We start from the raw sequence: 21,474 nt of genomic DNA on the forward strand, positions 1-21,474 counted from the left end.
TGATATCTATGCATCAAAAGCTTAGCATTGAAAGAATTTTCATCGACCCAAGACAAACATTCTTCAAGATACTTGAGCTTCCTTACGAAGCTTTGGAAGAGTTTGTTAAAAATCTTCCTTTAGGAATCAGTTTGGACCGCTTCGAAGGATTAGCTGAGAACTTACCAACAGGTGAAAAGTCTTTGGCAGAACAAATAATCGAAGACCTTGCCTTTGAGAGGTTGGATGATACCACGGAGAAAGTCGCCGAATACATCGCTTACAATTTGGATGAAAGAGGCAGAATGTTGGTTTCGATTTCAGAGGTTTGCGAGAAATTCAAAGTAAGTGAAGAAGTGGTTCTAAAAGCCATACAAGCTATAAAGAACGTAGGACCAGATGGTGTGTTGGATGGCGAAGTAAAAGGCTTTGGACAAGCTTCAAGTTACGTGGAACCGGATATTGAAATAAAGAAGGATTATTCTGTTGAAGTAAAGGATTTCAATTTTACAATTTCAAGTCATCAAAAAGATCAATTCAAGTTGTTTGCCTTTTTCTATGAAGCTTTGAACAAGCGCAAGGAATATCTTTACGAGCTTGGAAAAATCGTTGTTGAAACCAATAAAGATTTCCTTGAGCAAAGAAAACTTTACCCATCCAAAGTAAAAATGTGCGAAGCCGCACGAAGAATTAATCTTTCTTTGTCCGCGGTTTCAAAGCTTATCAAAGGAAAATACATAAAAACGCCCGTTGGTATTTTTCCACTCAAAATTTTCTTTGGTCGCAAAGTTGAGATGGACTACCTTTTTGGTGTCATGGTAAAGATTTTGCGTGAAAATCCAAGCATAACTGATAAAGAGCTCTCCGCTATCCTTGCAAAAAACGGCATTTTCATAAGTCGTCGCACTGTGAACAAGTACAGAAACATTCTTGTCAAAAATCTTTCTGAAAAGAAGGGATCAAATGAGATGCCTTTTGTTTTTGAACGGAAAATACGGCGAAAGAGAGGAAATAAAGCTTGACCCAACCGATTTGTTGATAGCAGTTGATGGAGGGGTCAAATTTTTGCTTTCACGTGGTTTATTACCACATATCTTTGTGGGAGACGCCGATTCGGTTGATCAATCTCAGTTAAAGATGCTTGAAAAAAGTGGTTGTGAGGTGATGCTTTATCCTCAGGAAAAAGATGAAATAGACGCAGAACTTGCAATCGAAGAGGCTATCAAAAGGCAAGCTCAGCAGATAATCGTTGTGGGCTGGAAGGGTGATAGGATAGACATGATCCTTGCCTTGATTTATCTGATGGCTCGTTGCAAAGTGCCTATAAAAGCGGTGTCTGACGATCTTGAAATGGGAACGGTGAGTGGAGAAGCTTTACTCGAAGCAGAAGTTGGTGAAAAGTGGTCAATTCTTCCAATATGTGGCGATGCTTCAAAGGTTACTTTGAAAGGGTTCAAATACAATCTTTGCGAAGCAGTTATGCCTTGTTTAAAACCTTTTGGTGTTAGCAACGTTGCTCTTTCAAACCGTGTTTTCATAAGTGTCAAAGAAGGAAAGGTGGTTTATTTTAGATGGAGAAGAGAACCGTTGTGATTGTCGGCGCAACTGGGTCCATAGGTCTTCAAACTTTGGATGTCCTTTCTAAACTGACTTTCTTCAAGTTAATTGGCATAACATATCATTCAAACGAAGAACTGGCGATGAGGATAGCAAAGGAATACAAAATTGAAAACATCGTTTGCACAATGAACGGATTACAAAAGCTTTTTGAGTTGTTTGAAAGACTTCGCCCTGATATAACTGTTGTTTGTGTTCCTGGTTTTGTAAGCCTACCTATTACTTTGAAGGCAATAGAATGTTGTAAAAGGGTTCTTCTTGCAAGCAAAGAAGCTCTTGTGTGTGGTGGTTGGCTTGTTAGAAGTTGGGTTAGAAAATTCAACGTGGAACTTTTACCGGTTGACAGCGAGCACAACGCGCTTTTTCAAATAATCGAAAAAGATGTTGAAAAAGTTTTGATAACTTCCTCAGGTGGTGCTTTGAGGGATTGGAAGCTTGAAGATCTTGAGAAAGCAACCGTCAAAGATGTTTTAAACCATCCGGTCTGGAAAATGGGAAAAAGGATCACCGTTGATTCTGCAACGATGGTCAACAAAGCTTTCGAAGTTCTTGAGGCTTGCGAACTTTTTTCGCTTCAAAGTGATCAAGTCGAAGTTTTGATTCACAGACAAGGAATCGTTCATGCCGCGGTTTTTTTGAAAGACGGCACAGTTAAAATGCACGTTGGTTATCCCGACATGAGGATACCAATTGCTTTTGCTTTGACCTATCCGCACAGGTATTACTCAAACCCAACTTGGCCCGATTTGATCAGTACCCCCTTATCTTTTGGACCGGTCGATCAACGTAGATATCCATGTTTTCACATCGTCTACGAAATATCCAAAGACTACGCCAAAAGAACAGCTTACAACGCTGCAGACGAGGTTGCCGTTAACGCTTTTTTGAATGGACGAATCAAGTTTACGGATATCTGTAAAGTGATCATCAAAGTCGTTGAAAAAACGACTGGAACGTGCCGCGATTTAAAAGACCTTGAAGAAATAGACCAAAGGAGTAGAATCTTAGCTGAAGAGGTGATCAAATGTCTGTAGTTTATTTTTTGCTCATTTTGATGGCAGTTATAACCGTTCATGAACTTGGCCATTTTGTGTTCGCAAGGATGTTTGGCGTAGACGTTTTGGAATTCGCCATCGGTTTTGGACCAAAAATTTATGAAAAGAAAGGGAAAAGAACCAATTTCAGAATAAACGTTTTTCCAATCGGTGGTTACGTGAGGTTAGCCGGAGAAGACGTTTCTGAAAACTATACTGAAGGAGTCGTTCCTATCACGAGTAAACCTGCTTGGCAAAGGCTTTTGATTTTCGCTTCAGGTCCGATATTCTCCATACTTGCTGGTTATTTTCTCTTCATTCTGATCGTCGCATCTTGGGGAATACCTGTGGTCGGAATAGCACAAGTTGAAGCAGATTCACCCGCACAAATGGCTGGCTTGCAACCCAACGACTTAATAATAAAAGTCAACGGCAGCAGAGTTTACGACAGTTATACTGTAACTCAAATAGTGCGAAGAGGTAAACCAGTAAAACTCACAATTTTAAGGGAAGGAAAGTACCTCACTGTGGAAGTTCAACCTGTTTTGTTTGAGGAGAACCACTTTCTAACGCTCACCGGTGTGATGGGAACACCAGGAACAACGATAGAAAAAATATCTGGAAGAGACCTTGAGCCACAGTTTATAAACTCGCTTGTTAACCAATTCGTGTCGATAGAATTTTCCGAAGGAAAATTGTTTGGTACCTTAAGGGCTTATCAATACATGCCAAGTCGGTATGCGATAGGCTTTTACTTTTCAGGTGCTTCCAATGTCTTTAGAAAAGATTTTCCTCCATTTCAAAAAGAAGATGTCCTTTTGGCCATTAACGGTTTTGAAATTAAAAACAACGTTGACTTGGCAAGGGCATATCAGCTTTTAATCGTTGGACAAGATGGATATTACCTTGAAGCAAACGGAAGAAAGGTCGTCTTTGATAGTTATGGCTTTCCACCCGAAGTTGAGGTGGAAGTTTTGCGTAAGGGAAAAGTTGAGAAGATTTTGATCTCCAGCAATCTTTTACGAACCATCTTTGAACAGCCTGGAGCTTTTCAACCTAGTATTTCAAACATGAAACTCAAAAACCCCTTGGAAACAATCATCGTTGCAGTTGACAGATGTAACAAGGTTGTATTGATGATGTACCGAACGCTTTTCGGGGGAAGATTGCGCGAAACAGGGGGTTTTGTGGGACCAATTGGACTTGTCTCAGTTGTATCTGAGGCTGCAAAAGTGGGTTTAGAACAGGTGCTAACGCTTGTGGCTTTTATAACCATGAGCCTTGGTATTTTTAACCTTTTACCGCTGCCTGCTTTGGATGGAGGACGTATTGCCTTTTCGCTTTTTGAAATGATAACGAGAAAGAAAATCGATCCAAAGATTGAGGCCATAATCCACACAATAGGTTTCGTTTTGCTGATGATGTTCATGATCTTTGTGACTTTCTCAGATGTGGGAAGGTTGCTTGAACGATGAGAAAAGCTGTTAGAGTTGGAAAAGTGATCATAGGTGGAGGAAGTCCTGTATCAATACAATCCATGACGAACACACCAACTGTCGACGTGGAGAAAACAGTTCAACAAATCGTTGAACTTCAAATGGCTGGATGCGAAATAGTGAGGCTCGCCATACCGGATTTTGAAAGCGCAAAAGCTTTGAAGCAGATAAAAGAAAAGGTTTCCATACCGCTGGTGGCAGATATACATTTTGATCACAGGTTAGCGATAGAATCAATCAAAAACGGTGCCGATAAAATCCGAATCAATCCTGGAAACATTGGGGCAAAATGGAAAGTACAAGAAGTGGCAAGGGTTGCCAGTGAATACAAAGTGCCAATTCGAGTTGGATCGAACAGCGGTTCGATACCGAAAGAGTTTGAAAAATACGAACGTTCAGTTGCGCTTGCCGAAGCGGCTTTGAGGGAAGTTAGGTACTTAGAAGAGGTTGGATTTGAAAACATAGTGGTTTCGGCAAAAAGCACAGATGTTCTTGAAACAATAAAGGCAAACGAATACATAGCATCAAAGGTTGATTATCCCATTCACCTCGGTGTTACAGAAGCTGGAACCTACGAAATGGCTGTGATCAAATCTTCGATAGCTTTAGGCTATCTTCTTTTGAAAGGCATTGGGGATACGATACGCGTTTCGATTGCAGGAGATCCCGTCAAAGAAGTAGTTGTGGCAAAGAAGTTATTAATAGCTTTGGGTTTAAGAAAAGGTGGACAAGTGATAGCTTGCCCTACCTGCGCCAGGGCCGAAATAGATGTTGAAGAAATAGCAAAAAAGATAGAACCTCTTGTCGAGAAAACCAACTTAACTGTTGCTGTGATGGGATGTGTGGTCAACGGTATAGGGGAAGGAAAACATGCCGATATCGGTGTTGCTGGAACCAAGTCAGGTGTTGTGATATTTAGAAAAGGAGAAATTTTAAAAACAGTTTCCCACACAGATCTTGAAAAAGAATTGATGGAGCTTTTGAACAGCGTGATGAATGAGAAAACTTAATTTTGGAGTAATTTTGTCGAAATATTGAAATTGTACACTAATTGTACACTATTTGCTGGAGGTGAATAACGATGGAAGTAAGTTTCTCTGTACATGCAAAATCTTTATCAAAAACTTTGACCGAAGTAAAGGCTAGAAATTTCACTATCTACATCGATGAGCCACCAAATCTTGGTGGTCAAGACAAAGGTGCCACTCCCGTTGAATATTTACTTGCAACTCTTGCAGGATGTATAAACGTGGTTGGAAGTTTGGTTGCAAAAGAAATGGGTATCAACTTTGAAAACTTCGAGATCGAAATCAAGGGTGTTTTGGACCCATCAAAATTCCAGGGAAAGCAAACAAATGAACGCGCTGGCTTTAAGAAAATAGACGTAAACATAAAAGTTAAAACCAACGCTGAAAAGCAGCTTGTTGAAAAATGGCTTGAAACGGTCAAAAATCGTTGTCCAGTTTCCGACAACCTCGTCAATCCAACTCCTGTAAGCTTTAATTTAAACGTCTAAGCGACTTTTGATAAAACAAAAAAGGGGAAGTCCAAAACGGACTTCCCCTTTTTTCAAAATGACGGGACCTCGAACTTTAAAGCCTGGTAGCCCCACGGGGAATCGAACCCCGACCTTCGGACTGAGAATCCGACGGACTTGCCGTTATCCTATGGGGCCACACCAAGTATTTTATACCACAATTTTTGTGTTTTTCAAGCCCTAAAATTTATCTACTTCACACACCAGAATAGGCGTTGAATCCACCGTCGATTGGTATTACGGCTCCCGTTACAAACTTTGAAGCATCCGAGGCCAACCAAATGCAAACACCTATCAGATCATCTGGATCGCCGAATCTTCCCATTGGTGTGTGGTCGATTATAGCTTTTCCGCGAGGAGTTAAGTTGCCATTCTCATCCACCAAAAGGTATCTATTTTGATGCGTCAAGAAGAAGCCAGGAGCTATTGCATTGACTCTAACCTTTTTGTTGTACTCCAGTGCAAAATAAACCGCCAACCACTGAGTGAAGTTGCTTACGGCAGCTTTTGCGGCAGAATATCCCACAACTCTTGTCAGCGGTCTATATGCTGCCATTGAGGAGATGTTGATTATCGAACCACCCTCCGGATTCTTGGCAATCGTTTTTCCAAAAACTTGGCACGGCAAAATGGCTCCTCCAAACAAGTTCAAATTCACAACTTTTTGAAGGGCGTCAAAGGGCAAATCGAAAAAGCTTAGCTCAGGTGAAGTTGTGGCTTCCTTTATGTTTCCACCAGCGGCGTTCAATAAAACGTCGACTTTTCCAAAATCTTTTATGATCTCATCGTGTGTTGCTTTTATGCTGTCTAGGTTTAAAACATCCATGTAATATCCCTTTGCGTCTATGCCTTCTTTTCTCATATCTTCAGCTACAGCTTCTGCGTTTTTTATATCACAAATTGCTATTTTTGCCCCACATTTTCCCATTCCCTTTCCAATGGCAGATCCAAGAACTCCTGCTCCACCTGTGATAACAACCACTTTTCCTTCCAAACTGAACATCTCCAAAATTGATCTCATTTTTCAATCCTCCTTTCCAAGCCAAGCAAACTAAGATGTTTTCTCATATGTTTTTCGACAAAATCGTAATGTAAGTCTTCGTTCTCCTGAAGTACCTTCAAAATTCTTTCCTTGAACAACCATCTTCCATTTTCATCTTTTGCCGTTAAAACCGAACCGTAGGTTATATGTATCAACTGTCTTGAATCTGGCATGTCTAAAAGTTTTACAAGTTCCTCATTTTTCATTTTGTCAACGTCTGGTATCTTGGAAAGGTCAGTTGTCACGTGGTAAGATTTTCTATCCTGCTCAAATTTGGTTAAAGCAAACTTGTGGATTTCCCTGTAAAGCTCCGGATCTTTCACCGCTACAACTCTTATTGCTTCTAGATAATTTGTCCCAGCCGTTTTCACGTGGAACTCTCCTTCCGTTGCTTCAGAGAAGATCGGATAAACACTGAATTTATCGCTGCCAGAATGCAAAGAAAGCTTGTAGCCACCCAGTTCTTTTGATATCTTTGAATGCGTGATAATCTCTTTTCTAAACATTTCCATGTCTCCTATGTAGTCAATACCTTTCTGCCATTCTCCAGAAAACCTTAAAGCGAGTGTTTTAAAGTCTATTCCGCGTCTTCTAAGTTCTTTGACTATGAAAATGTGGGCAAGTGGTGTGGTCGGTACGGCAGTTTCGTCGATGGAAACCTCAAAGTCAAACGGTTTGCCCTTTGCTTTCAAAACATCGTAGCATTTACAAACATGTTCGATCGCATCTATGTAGGTCACAAATATTTCGGCAAATTCCTCATCGGTCATTCTAAATTCGAAGTCTTTGAACTTGTAAAGCTTCCCAACGTATCTCATCTCAAGTTCACGTCTTATTTTGTTGTCTTGATAAAGACTTTGAAATTCTTTTTGACTTAATTTTGAGACATCCTTGATGTGATCTGAAGGATCCACTGTATACATTGTAAAACCCTCGTTTGAAGCTTTTTCTAAGTCCTCTATTTCTTTCACATGGTCTGCATCTGCACCAAATTCAAAGTTATAACCACTTTCAAAAACCCCCCAGACTGCATCGTCAAGGACGTCTTTGTACGTCCGACCAGTTCTGGAAAGTTCCCTGACCGACTGTTGAGCAAAAATCGGAAAAACCTCAAAATCCTTTGCCACTTTGGCATGAGCAGGTGTTGCAAGACCGATTCTGTCGCCAAAACCAAAAGAAGCTTTTTTGTTGATCGTGGTTGGATTTAAATTGATAATTTTTCTCAAAGCTAGCAAATTTTCGTGTGTTTTTTTGCACATTAAAACATCATTTGATCCAATTTGCCCGATCTTTTGTCCATCGAAAAGTTGACATATACCCTTTTTTCCCACAACAAACAATAATTTTTCTTTTCCATCGTTTCCAAGGAAAAAATAAGAATCTGTAATTATTCGTAACGAAGATCCATAGACCTTAAAACGACCCGGAAAAGCTTTTAAAAATTCCTCAAGTAATTTCACTTTACACCACTCCTTCTATACTTTGTAAACTTCCATCCCTTTTTCCAAAAGATATTTTTCACATTCAGGTGGTATTCCAAAATCAGTTATCACGCCGTCTATTTCTTCTGGTGTTGCAAATGAGGCAAAGGCACTTCTATAGAATTTTGTTGAATCGGTCACGATATATACCTTTGATGAACTTCTTATCATTGCTTTTTTAACATCAGCCTCAACAATACTTGGTGTCATAAAGCCTTTTTCGAACGAAAAACCGGTAGTTCCAAGGAAAGCTTTGTCGACGTTTATTTCCTCCAAAAATTTCAAAGTCCATGGTCCAACGAGGGATAAACTGTTTTCCCTTACAACCCCACCCAATACTAAAACTTCGATACCCAATTCTATCAATTTTGCCGCTATGAAGACGTTGTTTGTAACAACAGTTATTGAATTGAACTTAGCTTGTCTAAGTTCAAAGGTCACGTAATAATTTGTGCTACTGCTATCGAGAATTATTGTATCACCATCGGTTATGAGTGAAACAATTTTTTTAGCTATTCGCCTTTTTTCGGCTTGTTTTTGATGAATTTTCCTTAAAAAATTCCATTCAGAGCGTGAATGATCGGGAAGCATAGCTCCTCCATGTGTTCGAACCAAAAGTCCATTTGCTTCCAAAGCGTCAAGATCTTTTCTAATGGTTACACTACTTACCTTGAACTGCTCTACAAGTTCTTCAACTGTGACTTTACCGTTTTGTTTTAGTATTTCAATTATCATTTTCCTTCTTTCTTCTGTAAACATCGTTTACACCCCCTACAATATCATAACAAACTGATGTTTCGAAATTCAAATTCGAAAGTCTTCATTTTATTTCGAAATTTGCAGATACAAAAAGAAATAAAACGAAATAAAAACCAAAATCAAACTTATTCGCCAGCATTTGGGCTTAATTTCTGTTAAACAACTTTTTCTAAGCTTGATTTTATGTTGAAAATATTTATACTTAAAGTAACCTAGCTTGAGGCACGAAGTGCTTCAAACGTATTTTCAGGGGGAATTCCTGTGAAAGCAGTTAGATTACATGCCAAATGGGATCCAAAACCTGATTTTAAGCTTGGACCAAAAGATATCGAAGGCAAGCTAACGTGGTTAGGTAGCAAGGTTTGGAGGTATCCCAAGGTTGTAGTCGAAGAAGTGCCTGAGCCAAAAATTCAAAAACCAACGGAGGTCATCATCCAAGTAAAAGCGTGCGGTATCTGTGGCAGCGATGTACACATGGCTCAAGCTGACAAAGATGGATATATTCTTTATCCTGGCTTAACTGGTTTCCCAGTAACCTTGGGTCACGAGTTTTCTGGAATAGTTGTTGAAGCAGGACCAGAAGCGATAAACAGAAGGACGAACAAAAGGTTCGAGCCTGGAGAACCTGTAACTTCTGAAGAAATGTTCTGGTGCGGTATTTGTAGACCATGTGCTGAGGGTTATCCAAACCATTGCGAGAACTTGAGAGAAATTGGTTTTGATGTAGACGGTGCTTTCGCAGAGTATGTTGTGTCCGACGCAAAATACCTTTGGAGCTTACGAGAACTTGAAAACGTCTATACTGGCGACAAGCTGTTCTTAGCAGGAAGTTTAGTTGAACCAACGTCTGTTGCGTATCATGCTGTTATAGAACGCGGCGGAGGTATTCGACCTGGTGACAACGTGGTGATACTTGGTGGAGGTCCAATAGGACTTGCCGCGGTTGCAATACTTAAAAGAGCAGGCGCTGCGAAGGTGATTCTTTCTGAACCTTCCGAAAAAAGAAGAAATCTTGCAAAAGAACTTGGAGCCGATGTTGTTGTAGATCCAACGAAAGAAAATTTGGTTGACGTTGTTTTGGACAGCACAAACGGAATGGGAGCCAAATTGTATTTGGAAGCAACAGGGTTGCCACAAATCGTTTGGAAAGATATTGAGGAAATAATTTGGAGAGCACGAGGTGTTAACTCCACAGTGGTGATCGTCGCTAGGGCGGATGCCAAAATACCTTTAACAGGAGAGGTTTTCCAAGTTAGAATGGCTCGTGTTGTCGGCTCGCAAGGGCATTCTGGTCATGGAAACTTTCCAAGAGTTATAAGCTTGATGGCTTCTGGTATGGATATGACGAAAATCATTTCAAAGGTAGTGAAACTCGAAGAAATCCCAGAATACATTATAAGACTTCAAACCGATAAGGAACTTGTCAAAGTAACCATGCTCAATCCGTGAGGTGAATGATTATGGAAAAAGTCAAAGTAGGGCTTGTTGGAGCAGGAGGGATTGGTCAAGTTCATCTTGAAATCTTGTCAACCTTTGATGATGTAAAAATAGCCGGTGTTATGGATATAGATGAATCTCGTGCTAGACATGTTGCAGAAAAGTATCAAGCAAGGGTTTACACTAACCTTAAGGATATGAAAAATGATGGAATTGATGCTGTTTACATAACCACTCCAAACAAGACTCACTTCAAATACGCCATGGAAGCTTTAGAACTTGGTTTTAATGTTTTCTGCGAAAAGCCTATGACAACATCTTTGGAGGAAGCTATAGAACTTGAAAAGAAGGTTAAGGAGAAAAACGCTGTTTTCCAACTCGGTCACAACAGAAGGTTTGCCTATGTTTATTCCTTTATGAAACAAAAGATTGAGTCCGGCGAATTAAAACCATACTCATTTCAAATAAAAATGAACAGAGGGGAGTTGTTAAATCCGCCGTGGACAAGCGATAGAAACTATACAGGAGGTTTTCTCTACGAAAGCACTGTGCATTTGTTTGACATGGCGTGTTGGCTCTTTGGAGACGTTGAGGAAATGTTCGTGCTTGGCAAAAAAAGTATCTATCCAGATTACGACGATTGGGCAATTGTGATGAAAATGAAAAACGGAATCTTAGGTACCTTCACTTCTTGTGCTCATGCAAGTTGGATGATTCCATTTGAAAGAGTAGAAGTTTACGGTGAGCACATGATGATGTCAAATGACGAAATGGAAAAAGTTCACTTTTGCAAAGGCTTGGGGAAAGAAGTTGAGAGTCACGATTACACCAAAGTGGATTTCAAAGAAAAATGGGGATATGTTAGAGAAAATCGAGCTTTTATCGATTGTGTTAAAGAACATAAAACTCCGCCAGTAACCGTCAGCGATGGAGTTAGAGTTATTCGAATAATCGATGCTTGTTACAAAGCGGTTGAATCTGGAAATCCGCACGTAAGATTGGAGGGATAATTGTGTCAAAGTGGCAAATACCGCCTGAAGGCGGGCACATGGAGCGTCCAAGTGGTGTGTATTTTCAAACTATGACAATGAAAGAGATACAAGAAAGACTTCAAAAATGTGACTTGATAATAATACCAGTTGGAAGTACAGAAAACCATGGTCCAAATGCTCCAACGGGTGAAGATACTTTTTTGGTCACCAGGATGGCTGAACAAGTTGCACTTAGAACAGGATGTACCGTAGCTGAACCAATATGGTATGGTTACCATCCTTACCATCACATAGGGATGCCCGGGACAGTTCCAGTTAAAGACGAAGCGTTCATCGATTATCTTGTAAGTGTTATCGCTGGTTTTTGGAACACAGGTTTTAGGAAACAAATTCTTTTGAATGGTCATGGTCAAGAATTTGTCATACCCGTTGCAATTCACAAATTTGCAAAGATTTTCCAAGTACCAGCAATGATATTCAACGTCAATTGGTACCACGCAATACAAGATAAATTCAAAACCAAAGAAGAAGGAGGACCGTATGAGACGCGGTTCATTCACGCCGACGAGGTGGAAACTTCCTGGAGTTTGGCACTGTTTCCAGAATTCTGCCATCAAGAATGGGCGGTTGATACTACTCCACGTGGGTATTTACCGGAAGGACACATAGACAAAGCAGGGAACTTACTCCATCGACCAATAGCTTGGTATGGACATGTTGGAGGAGGACCTATTGAGGTTGCAGCTTATCCAGAGGGAGTTGTAGGAAAAGCAACTGCAGCAGACGCCAACAAAGCCAAGGAGGGTATAGAAGCTTTCCTGGATTACCTTGAAAAACTTGTAAGAGACATTATGGAAAAATATCCTCCAGGGAAGCTTCCACCAGCCAACGAGCTTTCGCAAAGATCTCAAGAAGAACTTGAAGCGGTTTTGAAAAAACCGTTTGAAAAGGGTTGGAGGAGCATATACAGTATAGGTAACATGTGGTAATATCGGGGGCTTTTGCCCCCATAGCGAGGGGGGATTTTTGTGAAAAGGTTGCTGGTGCTTGGGGTTATCATGTTAACGGTTGTTGCATTCAGCTTCACATTTTACGTTGTATCACATGGTGGTCCAGCTGATCCGTTCTGGGGCGTTGTCATGAAAGGAGTTCAGGATGCAGCTCAAAAATTCGGTGTAAACGCAATTTACCTTGGCCCAGAGAAATTTTCGATCAAAGAATTTATCGACCTAGTCAACAGTGCCATTGCGAGAAAACCGGATGGATTGGTTGTGACGATGACCAACCCTGTTGCTTTAGATGAACCGTTGCGTCAAGCAATCAAGATGGGAATACCAGTTGTAGCTATCAACGTTCCGGATGATAGACCTGTTGGAGAAAGAATACCATACTTGTGCTATGTGGGGATGAATGAATATCTTGCAGGAGTTTATGCAGCAAGAAGAATGCTTCAAGAATTTACACCGAAACGAGCAGTGGTAGCGATTCACGAGCCAGGGCACGTTGGGCTTGAAGCAAGAGCAAAGGGTATTGCCGATGTTCTTGGAGAGAAGAAGATCCCAGTGGAGAAACTTGATATTACCACAGATCCAACAAAAGCTTTGACGTTGCTAAAGAGCTACTTGATGAAATACCCGGATACAGATGCTATCTTCACACTTGGGCCGCTTGGCGCTCATCCAGCTATTCAACTAGTTGAAGAAGAGAAGCTTGTTGGAAAGGTCAAAATAGGTGCCATAGATCTTACGCCAAAAATAACTGAAGCAATCAGAAAAGGTGTAGTAGTTTTTACAATTGATCAGCAACAGTACCTGCAAGGATATTTACCAATTGTCTTTTTGTACATGTACAAGACATATGGACTTATACCGGTTGGAGATGTTCTAACTGGCCCATTCATTGTAGATAAATCAAACGTTGATATTGTTGAGGAAACCGTCAAGGCTGGATACCGTTGAGAAAATCTCATGGCTGGCCCCAACTTCACGGGGTCAGCCATAGTTATTGATTTTTCCAAAGGGGGGAAATTTTTGCAGCAGCAAAAAAATTTCTCCGTTATTCCATTATTCCGGATCAAGGAACTTGGTGCAATCGTAGGTGTTGGGATCTTCTTTGTTGTTTTCTCTATGATTTCAAAGCGATTTTTGAGTATAGACAACTTTTTCAACACATTGACCATGGCTGCGGAGCTTGGAATCATAGCAGCTGGCGTTTGCATGTTGATGATAAGCGGAGAATTTGACCTATCTGTTGGAGCAGTTTTTGCCGTTGTGTCTATGACATTTGCTTTACTTATAAACAATGGTTTTGATCCTCTTTTTTCACTGTTTATCTCGCTTTTTTTATCCGCTCTTGTGGGACTTGTCAACGGTTTGGTAACTGTTAAGACGGGTATACCTTCTTTTATAACGACTCTTGGAATGATGATGTTTTGGAGAGGAATCCTGCTCGCTGTGACTGGTGGTTTTCCCATAATGCTTCAAAAACGTGTTCCTTTGCTCAACTATTTTGGTGGACGAATTTACGGTGGGCTTCGCTATTCAGCTATTTGGTTTATCATTTTAGCTTTTGTAGTGTGGTTCATCCTTGAAAGAACTCGTTATGGTAATTGGACATTTGCCACGGGTGGTAATCTTGGTGCTGCGAAAGCTCTTGGTGTACCAACGGAGAAAATTAAAATCTCAAATTTTGTGATAAGTTCCCTTTTAGCTGGCTTTTCAGGTATCACAACTTTTGCAAGATTTAGGATAGTCGACCCAACCTTTGGACTTGAAATGGAACTTGAGGCAATTGCTGCATGTGTTATGGGTGGAACATTGTTGACTGGAGGATATGGAAGCGTCCTTGGAGCGGCGGTAGGAGCTGTGATGATAAGCATGGTTCGAAATGGTCTTGTTCTTGCTGGTGCCCCTGCTTATTGGTATCGTGCTTTCATTGGAGTCATTTTGATTGTGGCTGCCGTAATCAATGCAAGAATTCGAAAGAAGGTGGCAGGATGAGCGAACTGCTTGTTGAAATGAGAGGGATAAGCAAAAGATTTGGAAAAGTTCAGGCTTTAAAGAAAGTTGATTTCAGCGTGAAAAAGCAAGAAGTAGTAGGTCTTCTTGGAGACAACGGAGCGGGAAAGTCAACGTTGATAAAAATTCTTGTCGGGTACTATCAACCAGATGAAGGGGAAATCTATTTTGAAGGTAAACGTGTTCAATTCCGCTCTCCGCGCGAGTCTAGAGACCTTGGAATTGAAACTGTGTATCAAGATCTTGCCTTAGTCAATCTTATGCCGTTGTGGAGAAACTTTTTTCTTGGCAGGGAATTGATGATAAAATTTGGTCCTTTCAAGTTTTTGAAAATCAAAGAGATGAAAACACAATCGTTGAAGATTTTGAAAGACATCGGTATAACTTTTCGAGACCCTGATGAAGCGGTTGCCATGATGTCTGGTGGCGAACGACAAGCTATTGCAATTGCCAGAGCTATACATTTTGGTGCCAAACTTTTGATAATGGATGAACCCACTGCAGCTCTTTCGGTGGGAGAAACAAAGAGGGTTTTAGAACATATACTTGAAGCAAAAAAGAAAGGAATATCGGTAGTTTTCATAACTCATAACATTTACCACGTTTATGAGGTTGCAGACAGGCTAGTGATATTGGAAAAGGGTGAAAAAATAGGAGATTACAAAAAGGATGAAGTAACCCCACAGCAAGTTATGGACATAATCGCTGCCTCAGCTGGTGTGAAATGAGGGATAAGTATGCAAATGACTTTCATTGGTCATGTATCAAAGGACATTAACAAGACTTTAAGAGCAACTACAATCGCACCAGGTGGGGGAGTTTATTACGGAAGTATAGCGGCAAGCAGGCTTGGTGCAACTTGTTCTGTTATAACCAAATGTGCCGAGGAGGATAAGACCTTATTTGCCGAGATGACCCAAGCGGTTGCTGCTGTTTTTTTCAAAAGTAGTCAAAGGACGACAACAATAGAGAATCTTTACCCATCTGATAATCCAGATGATCGAATCAGTAGAGTTCTTAGTTTAGCGGATAGCTTTTCGCTGGATGATATTTTGCGAATCGAAAGTCAGATATTTGTTATAAGTGCCCTTTGGCACGGGGAAATACCAGAAGATTTGCTGCCGATCCTTAGGAAAGGTTGTGACCTTCTAGCGCTGGATGCTCAAGGTTTTCTTCGAAATATTGATTCAAACGGTCAAATGGTGTATTCAAAATGGGACAGATTGGACCTTCTGAAACTTGTGGATGTTTTCAAAGTTGATAGTAAAGAAGCCTTCGTTCTAACTGGTCATAAAGATCGGCTTACTGCTTGCCAGAAGATTAAGGAGCTTGGTGTCAAAATAGTTTTACTCACACACAATCAAGGTGTTTGTGCCTACGACGGCAAGAATTTTTATGAAGCAAAGTTTGCACCTTACAAACTTGAGGGAAGAACTGGTCGTGGAGATACTTGTCTTGCAAGTTTTTTAGCTTCTTTTGATCAACCACTTGATGTTGCTGTGAAGATATCGGCGGAGGTGACCTCGAAAAAAATGCAATATCCTGGTCCTTACAAGGGTTAAAAAGGGGAGGTGTTATTGTGAAGAGGTTTTTGCTGGTTGCTATTCTGTGTTTTGCAACGCTGATTTTTGCTGAACAAGTTCTGCATATGTATACTGCTCTTGATGAAAACGAATGGCCAATTTATGTCAAGGCATTCGAACAAGCCACAGGAATCAAAGTTAACGTTGTGAGAATGTCTTCAGGAGAAATTTTGGCAAGAATTGAAGCTGAGTCAAAAAATCCTCGTGCAAGTATTTGGTTTGGAGGACCTGCAGTTGATCATATTGCTGCAAAGAAAAAAGGACTTCTTGAACCATACAAATCTGCTGCAACGGAAAAAGTTCCGGAAGCTTTCAAAGATCCAGAAGGTTATTGGGTTGGATTTTACTTTGGGGCAATAGGATTTGGAACCAACACAGAGCATTTGAAACAGCTTAAAGTCGATCCACCAAGATCATGGTATGACTTACTCAAGCCAGAATTCAAAGGTAGGATCGCTGTTGCGTATCCATACACTTCTGGAACTGCTTATACAGTGCTGGCAGCACTTGTGGCAATAATGGGGGAAGACGAGGCTTTCAAATACTGGAAAGAACTTGATAAGCAAATTCATCATTACACCAAATCTGGCTCAGCACCTGTAACTGAAGCTGGTTTGGGAGAAGTAACGATAGCTATAGCTTTTGCCCACGATATTATTGCAAAAGGTATTGCGAAAGGTTATCCTCTTGTTTTGACTTTCCCGAAAGAACCTACAGGTTATGAAATAGGAGCCATGTCTCTTATCAAAGGAGGACCCGAGCCAGAGTTAGCCAAAAAGTTCATCGATTGGATGCTCTCAGCAGAAGCCCAAAGTTTGTTCAAGCAATGGTACAGAATTCCAATCAATCCCGACGCAGAAGTTGCGCCTGGCGCGGTAAAAATGCAAGATGTAAACGTAGTATCGATGGACTTTGACTATTTCGGAAGGGAAAAGGACAGACTCATTGAAAGATGGAAAGAAGAAATCGAATACGGTAAGTGATCTGTTTTGGCGCGGGCTTTTTTGCTCGCGCCATTAGATTTTCCTTAAAAAGTGAGGTTTGAGTTTATGTATATCAAGCAAATTAAAAGAGTTTTAAATGAACCTGTATTGTTGTTTCTGATAGTTTCTTGCTGGATATTGCTAGCTCTTTTTATGCTTTATCCATTGATAATGGTTGGTTTGAAAAGTTTTCAACCAAGACCTGGAATCTTTGGACTTGACGTTTATCGAACGATTTTTACCAGAAGATATTTTATAACCCCCATCTTCAACACTCTAAAGCTTGGTGTCACTGTAGCATCCATAGGGGTTCTCATAGGTTATCTCTTTGCTTATTCAATAGTGAAAGTAAATATTCCATTGAAAGCAATTTTCAGAACGATTGCCATATTTCCCATAGTTTCTCCACCATTCGTTGTGGCGTTATCGTTGATTATGTTGCTTGGAAGGAACGGTATTCTAACAAAAACAATTTTCGGTGGTAAAGCACCTTTTCAAATATACGGATTTTGGGGATTGGTCATTGTTGAAACCTTGGCTTACTTTCCAACGGCTTTCATGACAATCGAAGCAGTTTTGTTATCCATAGGTTCTGATCTTGAAGAAGCTTCGATGAGTCTTGGTTCTGGAAAGTGGAGAACTTTTTGGACAGTGACTTTTCCTCTTTCCATGCCTGGAATACTATCTGCTTGGTTATTGGTTTTCTCTCAATCGATGGCAGATTTTGGAAATCCGCTGATACTTGGTGGTCGATTCCAAGTGTTAAGCGTTGCTGCATATTTGGAGATAACAGGTTCTTACAGAATTTCTCATGGTTCTGCTCTTGCTGTTTTGCTTTTGATTCCAAACTTAATAGCGTTCTTCGCCCAACGGTACTGGCTTTCGAGAAAATCGTATGTTACAATCACTGGGAAACCTTCTTCAATAAAAGTGCTAGAACCTCCTTGGTGGGTGAAGATGATTTTCATCTTAATATGTTTGGTGCTTATCGCAGGAATACTTTTGATCTACGGTACAGTTTTTATAGGTTCGTTCACAAAACTTTGGGGTGTTGATCACAATTTTACGCTTGCTAACTACAAGTACGCCTTTGGAAGAACAACCTTAAAGTACTTAATTGATACACTTCTTCTTGCTTCGGTTGCGACACCAATTTGTGGTGTGCTAGGTATACTTATAGCTTATTTGGTTGCAAGAAAAGAGTTTCCGACTAGAAGGCTTATGGAGGCAACTGCTTTGCTTGGCTTTGCAGTCCCTGGAACAGTGTTTGGTATAGGTTATCTTCTTGCCTTCAACGACAAACCGATGGTACTTACCGGCACCGCTTTGATAATAATTTTGGTCTTTATCTTTCGTGAATTAGCTGTTGGTGTGCAGAATGGTGTAGCTGTCTTGTATCAAATAGACAAATCAATAGAAGAAGCATCCTTAGACTTAGGTGCAAGCAGCGGCAAAACTTTTTGGAGGATAACCATGCCTTTACTGATGCCAGCATTTTTCAACGCTTTGTTCACAGCTTTTGTCAGAAGCATGACGGCTATAAGCGCTGTTATTTTCGTGGTATCTGCTCGTTGGAACTTACTAACAGTTCGAATACTTGGAGCCGTTGAAAACGCAGATCTTGCACAAGCTGCTGCTTTAAGTTGGATTTTGATAGCCATAGTTCTTTTGGCAATGTTTCTACTTAGGTTTTTGACAATTAACTTCTCCTATCAGGTCAAGCTCAGGGGGATAGGAGTATGAGTGATTACTATGTTGAAGTAAGAAACCTGACTAAAGAATTTAAAGAATTTGGATCTTCTGGAAAAGTAGTAGCTGTAAACAGTATCACTTTTGGTGTTAAGAAAGGACAAATGGTAACATTGCTTGGACCATCTGGATGTGGAAAAACGACTACTTTGCGTTTGATAGGTGGATTTGAAATACCAACAAGCGGTGAGATATTGATAGATGGTGTAGTGGTCAATGATCTTCCTCCGAATAGAAGACCGACGGCAATGGTTTTCCAAAGCTATGCCCTTTTTCCCCATATGAATGTTTTTCAGAATGTCGCTTATGGTTTGAAGAATAAACGCTTACCAAAGGAAAAGATAAGAGAAAAAGTTCTAAGCATGCTAGCCATAGTTGGATTAACTGGTCTTGAAAAAAGATACCCAAGCCAACTATCCGGAGGACAGCAACAAAGAGTCGCCTTGGCAAGAGCTTTAGTTGTTGAGCCAAAGGTTTTGCTGCTTGATGAACCTTTGTCAAACCTTGATGCAAAATTAAGAGAACAAATGAGGATAGAATTGAAAAAGATTCAAAAAGAGCTTGGTATAACAAGTATATATGTGACGCATGATCAATTGGAAGCCATGGTTTTGTCAGATTATATCGTAGTTATGAAAGACGGGATAATAATGCAGCAGGACCCCCCAGACATAGTTTACAAATTCCCTGCCAACCGATTTGTCGCTAGTTTCATAGGTAAAGCCAGCTTCATAAAGGTGCTCGTTTTAAAATGCGAAAACAAATTTTGCAAAGTCAAATTGCCAAACGGAAAGATCGTGGAAGTTCCAATTCGAGTGGGAGCGCATTTTAAAGAAAATGAAGAAGTTTTTCTGATGATGAGGCCTGAAGGTGGAAAATTTGTTGATTCAGATAAAAGTATGCTTACAGGAGTTGTGATAACAAGAATTTTCACTGGTTCAACAGCATACTTTGAAGTAAAAACAGATTATGGGATTTTGGCTGTGGAAATTCAAAATCCCAATCTTTCAAAACTTCCAGAAATCAACGAGAATGTTGGTATTACTTACGACAAAGAATCTATGACGGTGGTGAGGTGATTTGAGACTTTTGGTCTTTGATTTGGATGGAACGCTGTTGGAGGATGATCATAGCTTGTCGAAAGAAACTGTCCTGATGCTTGAAAAGTTAGTTGAAATGGGTTTTCTTTTCACAGTTGCAACTGGAAGATCTTTGAAAAATTCATATGGTTATCTGGAAAGACTCCCTATAAATTTGCCTGTTATACTGTTCAACGGCGCAAGAATATACAATCTTGCTGAAAAAAGATATTTGTTTCAAGAAGTCTTGGAAAACAATGCTGTGGCGTATTTTCTTGAAATTTTCAAAGCTTGTACTTTCGATGTGGCTGTTTTCTTTTTCATTGGAGAAGATGTTTTTTCCTACAATCCGCTCTCTGCTGCGGCAAGCTATCTTTGGAGAGATTCTCTTACATATATATCTGTTAACGATTGCAAATTTGCTTTGCAAAAACCAATCACCAAGATTGTAATTTCAGCAAGCAAAGATATTCTTGACAATTTTCAGTTGATTCTTAAGCAATCACTTGACAAACAGGTTCAAATTGTTCGCTCTGAAAAAGACATCATTGAAATACTTCCTTGTGGTGTCAACAAAGGAGCAGCACTCGAACGACTTTGTAAGATGTACAATATTGATTTTTCTGAGGTAGTTGCAGTTGGAGACAGCTGGAACGATGTGGAAATGCTCAAGATTGCTGGTTTTGGAATAGCGGTTGGCAATGCAACTGAAGTAATCAAACATGTAGCAAAATTATCAATACCGAAAAAAGGTTTTCAGCTTGTGAATCAATTGTACAAACTCATCAAGGAAGGTGAACTAAGATGAAACTTTCACTTGTGATAAGCACTACCGACGCGGCTTTTAACTCTTTGGCTTTCAAGGGGGATCTTGTGAAAGGAATAGAGCTTGCCAAGAAAATTGGTTACGATGGCGTTGAAATAGCAATCAGAGATCCAAAGCTTGCAGATGTTAATCTCATTAAAAAGGTTGTTTTGGATTTCAAAATACAAGTGGTTGCCATAGGTACAGGTCAAGCGTATCTTGCTGAAGGATTGAATCTGATCGATGAGGATGAAAACATCAGAAAGAAGGCTTTTGAAAGGCTGATTGATCACATAAACTTTGCTTCAATTTTTGGTGCAAAAGTCATCATTGGCTTTATTAGAGGCAAAAAGAAAAATAGAGATGAGAAACAAGTACAAAAACTTTTTATCGAACAAATCGCAAAACTGGCAGATTATGCTCAACTGTTGTCTGTGCAACTTGTAATTGAACCGCTGAACAGGTACGAAATAGATTTTCTCAACACTTTGGATGAAACTTACGAACTTGTCAAAGTTTTGAACCATGACAGTGTGGGGATTCTCGCCGACACGTTTCATATGAACATAGAAGAACCAAGGATCGAGGAAAGTTTAGAAAAAGTAAAGGACAAATTGTATCACTTTCATGTAGCTGACAGCAATCGATGGGCTCCTGGTGCCGGGCACATTGATTTTGGTTCCATAATTAGAACTCTTCGAAAGATTGGCTACAACAGTTTTTTGTCTGTTGAGTGCTTACCATTACCAGGTGGAGCGGAAAAAGCTGCAAGACTGGCTTATGAAACGCTCAAGAACATTATTCTTGATTTTGAGAAGATTTCAAAAACACTTGAACAAACTTAAAAACTATTTGGCATAGTGTCGCTAGGAACATCATTTTCC

21 protein-coding genes and 1 tRNA gene are annotated in these 21,474 nt (G+C 40.2%); 18 read left to right on the forward strand and 4 right to left on the reverse strand.

What is annotated here, in order from left to right; genetic code table 11:
* Positions 1-8: 8 nt before the first annotated feature.
* The 6 genes from THETH_RS05455 (at position 9) to THETH_RS05480 (ending at position 5,642) form a co-directional block, all read left to right on the forward strand.
* Positions 9-1,001 carry an RNA polymerase factor sigma-54 gene (locus THETH_RS05455; protein WP_013932376.1) on the forward strand — a complete coding sequence of 331 codons (993 nt, stop codon included), beginning with the start codon at positions 9-11 and terminating at the stop codon, positions 999-1,001.
* A complete protein-coding gene (locus tag THETH_RS05460) occupies positions 943-1,572 on the forward strand; it encodes a thiamine diphosphokinase (RefSeq protein ID WP_013932377.1) in 630 nt (209 codons plus the stop codon). The genes THETH_RS05455 and THETH_RS05460 overlap by 59 nt, the downstream gene beginning before the upstream one ends.
* Positions 1,551-2,630, forward strand: coding sequence for a 1-deoxy-D-xylulose-5-phosphate reductoisomerase (locus THETH_RS05465; RefSeq protein WP_013932378.1), 1,080 nt, complete (start codon positions 1,551-1,553; stop codon positions 2,628-2,630). Before THETH_RS05460 ends, THETH_RS05465 begins: the two co-directional genes overlap by 22 nt.
* Complete coding sequence (locus THETH_RS05470; RefSeq protein ID WP_013932379.1) at positions 2,621-4,105, forward strand: M50 family metallopeptidase; 1,485 nt, start codon at positions 2,621-2,623, stop codon at positions 4,103-4,105. Before THETH_RS05465 ends, THETH_RS05470 begins: the two co-directional genes overlap by 10 nt.
* A complete protein-coding gene (gene ispG / locus THETH_RS05475; RefSeq protein WP_013932380.1) occupies positions 4,102-5,136 on the forward strand; it encodes a flavodoxin-dependent (E)-4-hydroxy-3-methylbut-2-enyl-diphosphate synthase in 1,035 nt (344 codons plus the stop codon). The genes THETH_RS05470 and ispG overlap by 4 nt, the downstream gene beginning before the upstream one ends.
* Positions 5,137-5,207: 71 nt before the next feature.
* Complete coding sequence (locus THETH_RS05480) at positions 5,208-5,642, forward strand: OsmC family protein (protein WP_013932381.1); 435 nt, start codon at positions 5,208-5,210, stop codon at positions 5,640-5,642.
* Between the two features lie 84 nt (positions 5,643-5,726).
* Here the strand turns inward: THETH_RS05480 and THETH_RS05485 are convergent.
* The 4 genes from THETH_RS05485 to THETH_RS05500 all read right to left on the reverse strand — a co-directional run bounded on the left by THETH_RS05485 (position 5,727) and on the right by THETH_RS05500 (position 8,945).
* Positions 5,727-5,801 (reverse strand) — tRNA-Glu (locus THETH_RS05485).
* A 58-nt stretch (positions 5,802-5,859) separates the two neighbouring features.
* Positions 5,860-6,684 carry an SDR family oxidoreductase gene (locus THETH_RS05490; RefSeq protein ID WP_013932382.1) on the reverse strand — a complete coding sequence of 275 codons (825 nt, stop codon included), beginning with the start codon at positions 6,682-6,684 and terminating at the stop codon, positions 5,860-5,862.
* On the reverse strand, positions 6,681-8,165 hold the full coding sequence (locus THETH_RS05495; RefSeq protein WP_013932383.1) for a tagaturonate epimerase family protein: 1,485 nt from the start codon (positions 8,163-8,165) through the stop codon (positions 6,681-6,683). The genes THETH_RS05490 and THETH_RS05495 overlap by 4 nt, the downstream gene beginning before the upstream one ends.
* Before the next feature lie 15 nt (positions 8,166-8,180).
* Positions 8,181-8,945: a DeoR/GlpR family DNA-binding transcription regulator gene (locus THETH_RS05500; RefSeq protein ID WP_013932384.1), complete on the reverse strand. Its 765-nt coding sequence runs from the start codon at positions 8,943-8,945 to the stop codon at positions 8,181-8,183.
* 261 nt (positions 8,946-9,206) lie between these two features.
* Between THETH_RS05500 and iolM the strand changes: the two genes are divergently transcribed.
* The 12 genes from iolM (at position 9,207) to iolO (ending at position 21,435) form a co-directional block, all read left to right on the forward strand.
* Positions 9,207-10,394 (forward strand): scyllo-inosose 3-dehydrogenase, encoded by a 1,188-nt coding sequence (gene iolM, locus THETH_RS05505; protein WP_013932385.1) that lies wholly within the window; start codon positions 9,207-9,209, stop codon positions 10,392-10,394.
* Positions 10,395-10,405: 11 nt separating this feature from the next.
* Positions 10,406-11,392 carry a Gfo/Idh/MocA family protein gene (locus THETH_RS05510; protein WP_013932386.1) on the forward strand — a complete coding sequence of 329 codons (987 nt, stop codon included), beginning with the start codon at positions 10,406-10,408 and terminating at the stop codon, positions 11,390-11,392.
* A gap of 2 nt (positions 11,393-11,394) precedes the next feature.
* Positions 11,395-12,363, forward strand: a complete 969-nt coding sequence (gene iolN, locus THETH_RS05515) for a 3-dehydro-scyllo-inosose hydrolase (RefSeq protein WP_013932387.1) — start codon at positions 11,395-11,397, stop codon at positions 12,361-12,363.
* A 39-nt stretch (positions 12,364-12,402) separates the two neighbouring features.
* Complete coding sequence (locus tag THETH_RS05520) at positions 12,403-13,332, forward strand: sugar ABC transporter substrate-binding protein (protein WP_013932388.1); 930 nt, start codon at positions 12,403-12,405, stop codon at positions 13,330-13,332.
* 72 nt (positions 13,333-13,404) lie between these two features.
* Positions 13,405-14,373 (forward strand): ABC transporter permease, encoded by a 969-nt coding sequence (locus THETH_RS05525; RefSeq protein ID WP_041446404.1) that lies wholly within the window; start codon positions 13,405-13,407, stop codon positions 14,371-14,373.
* Positions 14,370-15,119, forward strand: coding sequence for an ATP-binding cassette domain-containing protein (locus THETH_RS05530; protein WP_013932390.1), 750 nt, complete (start codon positions 14,370-14,372; stop codon positions 15,117-15,119). Before THETH_RS05525 ends, THETH_RS05530 begins: the two co-directional genes overlap by 4 nt.
* A 9-nt stretch (positions 15,120-15,128) precedes the next feature.
* The gene (locus tag THETH_RS05535; protein ID WP_013932391.1) at positions 15,129-15,953 is read left to right on the forward strand and encodes a PfkB family carbohydrate kinase; all 825 of its coding nucleotides are present in this window, start codon (positions 15,129-15,131) and stop codon (positions 15,951-15,953) included.
* A 17-nt stretch (positions 15,954-15,970) separates the two neighbouring features.
* The gene (locus THETH_RS05540; protein WP_013932392.1) at positions 15,971-16,957 is read left to right on the forward strand and encodes an ABC transporter substrate-binding protein; all 987 of its coding nucleotides are present in this window, start codon (positions 15,971-15,973) and stop codon (positions 16,955-16,957) included.
* A 66-nt stretch (positions 16,958-17,023) separates the two neighbouring features.
* Positions 17,024-18,700 carry an ABC transporter permease gene (locus THETH_RS05545; protein WP_013932393.1) on the forward strand — a complete coding sequence of 559 codons (1,677 nt, stop codon included), beginning with the start codon at positions 17,024-17,026 and terminating at the stop codon, positions 18,698-18,700.
* Positions 18,697-19,785 (forward strand): ABC transporter ATP-binding protein, encoded by a 1,089-nt coding sequence (locus THETH_RS05550; RefSeq protein ID WP_013932394.1) that lies wholly within the window; start codon positions 18,697-18,699, stop codon positions 19,783-19,785. Before THETH_RS05545 ends, THETH_RS05550 begins: the two co-directional genes overlap by 4 nt.
* 1 nt (position 19,786) lies before the next feature.
* Positions 19,787-20,593: an HAD family hydrolase gene (locus tag THETH_RS10300; RefSeq protein ID WP_013932395.1), complete on the forward strand. Its 807-nt coding sequence runs from the start codon at positions 19,787-19,789 to the stop codon at positions 20,591-20,593.
* Complete coding sequence (iolO, locus tag THETH_RS05560) at positions 20,590-21,435, forward strand: 5-keto-L-gluconate epimerase (protein WP_013932396.1); 846 nt, start codon at positions 20,590-20,592, stop codon at positions 21,433-21,435. The genes THETH_RS10300 and iolO overlap by 4 nt, the downstream gene beginning before the upstream one ends.
* The last annotated feature ends 39 nt before the right edge of the window (positions 21,436-21,474 follow it).

Source organism: Pseudothermotoga thermarum DSM 5069 (assembly GCF_000217815.1).
Lineage (GTDB): Bacteria > Thermotogota > Thermotogae > Thermotogales > DSM-5069 > Pseudothermotoga > Pseudothermotoga thermarum.

Coding starts and splice junctions, on each gene's coding strand:
- THETH_RS05455 (WP_013932376.1), top strand. CDS start 9: ATGCATCAAAAGCTTAGCATTGAAAGAATTTTCATCGACCCAAGACAA.
- THETH_RS05460 (WP_013932377.1), top strand. CDS start 943: ATGAGATGCCTTTTGTTTTTGAACGGAAAATACGGCGAAAGAGAGGAA.
- THETH_RS05465 (WP_013932378.1), top strand. CDS start 1,551: ATGGAGAAGAGAACCGTTGTGATTGTCGGCGCAACTGGGTCCATAGGT.
- THETH_RS05470 (WP_013932379.1), top strand. CDS start 2,621: ATGTCTGTAGTTTATTTTTTGCTCATTTTGATGGCAGTTATAACCGTT.
- ispG (WP_013932380.1), top strand. CDS start 4,102: ATGAGAAAAGCTGTTAGAGTTGGAAAAGTGATCATAGGTGGAGGAAGT.
- THETH_RS05480 (WP_013932381.1), top strand. CDS start 5,208: ATGGAAGTAAGTTTCTCTGTACATGCAAAATCTTTATCAAAAACTTTG.
- THETH_RS05490 (WP_013932382.1), bottom strand. CDS start 6,684: ATGAGATCAATTTTGGAGATGTTCAGTTTGGAAGGAAAAGTGGTTGTT.
- THETH_RS05500 (WP_013932384.1), bottom strand. CDS start 8,945: ATGTTTACAGAAGAAAGAAGGAAAATGATAATTGAAATACTAAAACAA.
- THETH_RS05510 (WP_013932386.1), top strand. CDS start 10,406: ATGGAAAAAGTCAAAGTAGGGCTTGTTGGAGCAGGAGGGATTGGTCAA.
- THETH_RS05530 (WP_013932390.1), top strand. CDS start 14,370: ATGAGCGAACTGCTTGTTGAAATGAGAGGGATAAGCAAAAGATTTGGA.
- THETH_RS05535 (WP_013932391.1), top strand. CDS start 15,129: ATGCAAATGACTTTCATTGGTCATGTATCAAAGGACATTAACAAGACT.
- THETH_RS05545 (WP_013932393.1), top strand. CDS start 17,024: ATGTATATCAAGCAAATTAAAAGAGTTTTAAATGAACCTGTATTGTTG.
- THETH_RS05550 (WP_013932394.1), top strand. CDS start 18,697: ATGAGTGATTACTATGTTGAAGTAAGAAACCTGACTAAAGAATTTAAA.
- iolO (WP_013932396.1), top strand. CDS start 20,590: ATGAAACTTTCACTTGTGATAAGCACTACCGACGCGGCTTTTAACTCT.